The organism is Polyangium sp. 15x6 (assembly GCF_029960785.1).
Taxonomy (GTDB): domain Bacteria; phylum Myxococcota_A; class Polyangia; order Polyangiales; family Polyangiaceae; genus Polyangium.
In genome coordinates this window covers 1-5,916 of sequence record NZ_JASBQE010000210.1, presented here as the reverse complement: position 1 = coordinate 5,916, position 5,916 = coordinate 1, and the positions used below count along the sequence as shown (strand labels likewise).

General features: G+C 66.9%; 3 protein-coding genes and 2 pseudogenes. 3 read left to right on the top strand and 2 right to left on the bottom strand.

Going from position 1 to position 5,916, the window contains the following annotated elements:
• Positions 1-1,044, bottom strand: a pseudogene (locus QHF83_RS52740) (hypothetical protein); the annotation flags it as partial.
• A 1,646-nt stretch (positions 1,045-2,690) separates the two neighbouring features.
• On the opposite strand from QHF83_RS52740, the gene QHF83_RS52735 reads away from it, so the two are divergent.
• Positions 2,691-2,918, top strand: coding sequence for a hypothetical protein (locus QHF83_RS52735; protein WP_282425777.1), 228 nt, complete (start codon positions 2,691-2,693; stop codon positions 2,916-2,918).
• Between the two features lie 181 nt (positions 2,919-3,099).
• Positions 3,100-4,293, top strand: coding sequence for a hypothetical protein (locus QHF83_RS52730; RefSeq protein WP_282425776.1), 1,194 nt, complete (start codon positions 3,100-3,102; stop codon positions 4,291-4,293).
• 172 nt (positions 4,294-4,465) lie between these two features.
• Here QHF83_RS52730 and QHF83_RS52725 read toward each other — a convergent pair whose 3' ends face one another.
• The gene (locus QHF83_RS52725) at positions 4,466-4,999 is read right to left on the bottom strand and encodes a sigma factor-like helix-turn-helix DNA-binding protein (protein WP_282425775.1); all 534 of its coding nucleotides are present in this window, start codon (positions 4,997-4,999) and stop codon (positions 4,466-4,468) included.
• Positions 5,000-5,698: 699 nt separating this feature from the next.
• Here QHF83_RS52725 and QHF83_RS52720 point away from each other — a divergent pair.
• A pseudogene (locus QHF83_RS52720) lies at positions 5,699-5,916 on the top strand (hypothetical protein); the annotation flags it as partial.

Genomic DNA, 5,916 nt, shown 5'->3' with positions numbered 1-5,916 from the left:
AGGCACGGGCGGCGCCACGGGCGGCGCCACGTTTGCCACGGGGCGCGGCGTGGGCGCCACGGGGGCGGGCGTCGGCGCAGCGACCGCGGGCGGCGGCGCATGCGGGGTCGCCGGCTCGGCATACGGCCCCTGCGGGGGCATGCCGGGGTAATAGCCAGGCGGGCCATACCAGGGCCACGGCGGGGCTCCCATGGCGTAGGGCGGCCAGCCCGGAGGCGGCCAGCCCGGGGGCGCCCATCCCGCCGGGGGCCATCCCGGCGCGGACTGCGGCGGCGCAGGCGCCGCGGCAGGCGCAGGATTCGACGATGCGCCTGATTTCGCGCTCATGAGCAGTTTTACCATGCCCGCGAGCTCGGAGAGGTCGTCCCCGCCGCTGCTCGCGGCGGCAGGCGCGTGCCCAACGGAGCGGAGCAGCTCCTTTGCGAGCTGCACGCCCTGGAGGAGCGCCTTCGTACTCGAACCGTTCCCCTGGAGCAGCGGCACGATCTCCCGGATCATCTCCAGCGGGTTCGGCTGAGTCGTCGTCGTCTGCCGCTCGAGGGCCGCCCGGAGAATCGCGCTCTGCACGTTCGCGTTGCTCTCGAACATGAGCCGCATGAGCGCCAGCATGTCTGGGCTCGACGCAGGCGCGGGGGCCGCCACGTAATAAGGCACGGGCGCGCCCGGAACCGGGGTCGGCGGCGTTGCAACGGGTTGGTTGTGGTCCTGCTTCGGCACTTGTTTCCCGTCGTCGTTGAACGGTTTCGATGGGCCGGGCAAATTCACCTTCTCGGACCGAGCCTGGTAACGATGCGTCTTTTCGCACTGCGAGACGGCCTGATAGATGCCGCCGCCGAACATGTCATAGACGTGTTGCCAGGAGCGAAGCTCCGAGCCCTTGAAGGTCCGGGGACACGTTTCCCTGGATCCGTCCGGGAGGTATCGAATGATCTGAATGAGGTCGAACTTCCGGGGGTCTCTGCCACTCTCGGTTTCCGGCCGAGGAAATAGCGGATGGCCTCCGTAATCGGGTTCGACGGCGGGCGTAGCTTCGGCCTCGGTCATGGCTCGGGCCTCCTCGTTGGATTCCCTGGCGCGGAAAATGGCGGATGTCCCCCCGGGTCTGGCTCGACTGGTGTCCGGTCGAGCGAACCGGATCCGCCTTGTTCTTGGCGCGGTGCCATCATGAAGGAGAATGCGATCGAAAGGCAAGCCCCTTTTCGGTCATCCAGTGGATTATTTGGCGTGCCTATTGGGCAAACCCGCCGTCGGCACAATGGTTTGATCACAAACAATATCATTGCAAACACGGCAAACGGCTTGTTTTAAGGTCGAGTCAGCAACCGACGTGGCGACGAACCGTCGGAGGTCCTCTTCACGCGCGAGCGGCACTTGGCGGGGCATCGGTGGGACGCAACGCGACAATTCCCGCAGATCGGATGCCGGTCGAGGTGCGCGTGTCCACCTGCGCCCCCGCACGTGCCGCAGCGGTAGGGCAGCCCATGCGGCCTCGACGATCGGCGTTTTGTCGAAAATCGGCGCCTCCGCGGTTCGGCACTGCAGAACGCGGCGCGGGATTCTACTAAAGTAGTACGTGGGGAGGAGGTGCGCGATCCGGCATCATTCCAAGGGCTCTGCGAAGTTCGCAATGATGAACTCCCGATGCCGTGACTCGCTGGTGCCCAGCCTGGCGCGAGAGACACACGTTCGTGTTCGGGCCCCGTGCTCGTTTGTGCGAAGTGGACGGAAGCAAATCCGTACAGAACGAAACTCCTCAAAGCATGCATGGTGTTGGCGGCATTTTTGCGGTGAAAGCCTGGAAGAGCCACGAGGTCAGCCTGACGGGTAGCCTGGATCGGCCGCTGGCGGGGTTGACGAGCCGCTCACAGGGCGGGCGTCGAGCTCGCCGAGCGAGTCTGTTTGGGGCCTCGGAGCCTGGATCATTCGCGCACCACCCCACTCGGTTGAGCGAAATATGGATCGTTTCCCAGGCTCTCTCTCCGGTTGACCCTTGGAAATAAGGGCCGCCGCGCGCCACTCGTGGAGTAGCGCGGCGTTTTGATGATCGCGGGCGGTGACCCTACGGGGCTCGGGGAGGGCCTATTGTGAAAATCCATCCAGGAAACGTGCTGGAACGACGAACGATCCGGCCGGAAGGCGCGCGAACGCGGTCGGGTCGCTCGAGCGACGGGGCGAAATGTGGATCGATTTCCAGGCGGAGCTGGCCCTCGACCCCCAGGAATGAAGCGTCGATTTTCGAGATGCCGCCAGATCGCGGCAGTTTGCCGGATCTGATCACGCGTGGCCCGCGCCGTGCATCCCGGGCACTAACGTGAAGTTCTTCACGCGATTTTCGGCCGTGCGGCGCGCCCGCCCGGTTCGTCCCGGAACCGCGGCCCGAGGTGTGCGCCCGGCGGTGCGAAATATGGATCGTTTCCCAGGCCCTTCCTGGATCGAGCCCCTTTGAAACAAGGGGTGCCTTGCCCGATCCCGCATCTAATACGATGATTGCAGCAAATATTCGAGATCGCTTGCGAAATACCTTGAAGCGACGCTCGCGCATACCGTAGATTCCGCTCCACGGACGCCGACAGAGGGGCCGCTCGCCGAGAGCTCGAGCCCCCTCGCCGGTCGTCCATTCACGCGACGCCGCGGAGCCCTCGCGCGCGTCGGGGAGGTGGCCATGGGCGGCAGGGGAAGGAGGTACCGGCATGTCGGGAAAGCGGGGAGAAGTGCATCCAGGGGTCGGGGCGTGGGTTCCTCTCGACCGTGCCGCGGCGCATCTCGGCATGAATGCCGGCGCGCTGCGCAAGACGCTGGAGCGCCGCGCCATGCGTGCCGCCGACGGCGGGACGGAGGCCAGCGTCGACGGCGTGCGGGCGCGCAAGTTCGGCCGAATCTGGCGGGTCCGGTTCTCCGAGGCGTGGGGGGTCCCGTGAACGCGCGCGTCGTGCTACAGGACGGGCATCGCAGCCGTGGCTGGGACGGGCAGGAAGGTAGTTGACCATGCCGGTTCGCAAGTCCCAGCGGCGCGGGAAACCGTGCCTGTTCATTGACATCCGATATACGACGAAAGACGGACGCCAGGAGCGATTTCGCAAGGATGCCCAAGTGCAAACCATGGCGGCAGCCAAAGCGGAGGAGATGCGATATCAGATGAATATCGCCAAGTATGGCTCGCCTTATGAGCCTGGGTCCGATGGCAATTCGTCTGAGGCGCCGCCTCCGCCCACAGAGGCGGTGAAAACCTTCGCCGAGGTGGTCGACGAGTTCCGGCAGACCTTCATGATCACCGATCTCAAGGTCACGAGCCGGAAGGGCTACGAGTCGGTCCTCGCGAGCACCCTGCTCCCGAAGTTCGGGGCGTTGCCCATCGCCGGGGTAGACGGCAAGGCCGCCGCCGAGCTCGATCTCGAGCTGTCCAAGCGGAAGCTGAAGCCCGGCACGCGCAACAACGTGCAGATCGTCCTGCGCTCCGTGATGAAGTTCGCCAAGGCGCAGAAGTACGTGGACGCCGTTCCCGAGAACCTGCCGAAGCTGAAGCCCCTCGGGCAGGCCATCCTGGAGATCCCCTCCGACGAGCAGGTCGAGAAGCTCATCGCCAGCGCCCGCGCTTCCCACCGCCCGAGCTTCCGGCTCATGGCAGACGCCGGCCTTCGCCCCAACGAGGTCCGCGCGCTCCTTCGCAGGGACGTGTTGCTTCGATGGGAGAAGGGGGAGCCGGTCGGTGGGTTCGTGAGCGTGCGCGAGGGCAAGTCCCACGGCGAGATCCACACGCCCAAGACTGGCCAGCGCGAGATCCCAGTCTCACCGGAGCTCGCGAAGCTCCTCGCCCCGCTGGCAAAGGGCGAGCGGGAGGGGCACGTGGCCGTGAACGATCGCCGCAAGCCGTGGGGCCAGTGGGGGCTCGACCAGGCGTTCGGACGTGTGGCCAAGCGAGCCGGGCTTGAGGGGTGGTCGGTGTACTGTCTCCGAGGATATGAGATCGAGCCGATCGACCTCGAACCCGCGGAGATCGAGCCCGAGACGGTCGAGCCGATCGGGCCGATCGGCGAGCGTAACCCCGCGATTCCTGGTCGCTCGACAGAATCCCGACGAGAACCCGAGGGGACCACGGCCCCCCCGTCGAGCCCCCTCGTCCAGGCGACCGCGGCCGTCCGTGCGATGCTCGACGCGGCGCTTGCGTCGGGTGACATCGAGGGCGCGCGGCGCGCTACGGTCGCCCTACAGGCCCTCCTCGGCGAGCCCCCGACGTCGGGCCACGATGCGCCCGTCTCGGCCGTCAAGAGCACGCGCAAGCGCCGCAAGGCGTAGGCCGCTCCCATGGCCCCGGGCGAGCTCGTGAGGGTTCGCCCGGGGCTCACCCCTTCCCGATCCCCCTGCACCATGTGCGCGTCGCGCCGAGCGGCGCGCGCTCGCGGCGTAGCCGACGCGCGAGGAGCGCCGCCGCAGCGCGCCCGTTATTGCGCGGCCGTGCTCCCGTGGATCATCTCATGATCGCCAGCAAGTCACGCGCTCGAGACAGCCTGCTTTTGGCCGTGCCGAGCACCACGCCGACGCTCTCGGCGGTTTCGCTTGTCGTGCACTCGAGCGCGTCGAGCTCGACCACCCTGCGCAGGTTCGGAGGCAATCGCTCGACCATCCGAAGAGCTTCGCGAGCCTCGAAACGGAGAGCGGGATCCCCCTCGCGCGAGGGTGTTTCGTCTGCCGGGCCCCCACCGCTCCACCTTGCGCTCCGCCGATAGCGCCGGGCGGCCCGGACTGCAAACGCCGCGATGAGCGTCCGTGCCGCGTCCACGTCGGCCTTCCCCTCGATGACGCGGATCCGTCGCTCCTCGGAATAGCGCCAGAATGCAAAAAGCACGTCCTGCGCCAAATCGTCACGGTCGGCAGCGACAACGCCTACCCGGCGAGCAATGCCGCAGACGTAGGGCCGAAGCTTCTCTAGATCGGATTGATCCAGCGTGATCCGTTCGCTATGCTTGCCCGTCTCTTCGTTGACCACCCATTGCCGTTGCATGGCGTCCCTCCGTTCGTTTCAGCCGTTCTTGTCCAGCGTGCAATCGTTTCCAAGCGGTAGCGCGCGAGGTCTCGAGCCTGCGTGCTATCTCGTCGATCGAATAACCTTCGAGGTGGAGCCGCAGCGCGGCGCGCTCGACGGGCGGCAGCCGTTCGGCGCGGTCACACCATTGCGCAAGCGCGGCGCGCTCCTCGGGCGAGGGCGACGGGTGGAGAGCGCACCTTTGCAGGTCTCTCCCTGGCATGAGCACCTCGACCCTATGACGGGCGAGGCGTCGCCAATTCATCGATAGGAACCACGCCGTTCGCATGAGCCATTCGGCAGGGTTACGCGGCGCTCTGCTTAGCTGGGAGTATTGCAAGAACACACGTTGCGCGAGGTCGTTCGCGTCGGCCTCATGCACACCGAGCCGGCGCAGCTTCGCGACAATTCGCGGCCGTTCTCTGGCAAAAAGGCGGACGAATCCCGCCCCGCTCGCGCCCGTCGGGCGCTCGGGTCCCTTGCGCTGCATTGTGCATCGCTCCCGGCCGCGTAGGACGGCCCAGGCTCGATTTACGAGCGGCCGTGGCCCGGTGGCAAGCGCATTTGCGTACGACGAACGTTTTTCCTGGCCACGTGTTGCACGAAGACGATATGCCACGCCGCACGCATGCAGCATTGATCGCGCATGTTTGCGGCACGCGGACGCGTGAATCGCCGGTGATTGACAGATATCCGCGGGGCTACCGTCGACGAATATCCGGGCGGCCGGCCTCGCGCGTCGAGCCGCGCCGCCCGGGGGAAGAGCACAAGCACGAGCTCGCGGCCGTCCTCGCGGCGCTCGCGGCGCTCGCCGGGGTCATGGTCGAGCCGAGCGAGGCCGAGGACCAGGGCGCCTCGATGGGGAGCGCTCGCGGCCGTCCTCGCGCGTCGAGCCG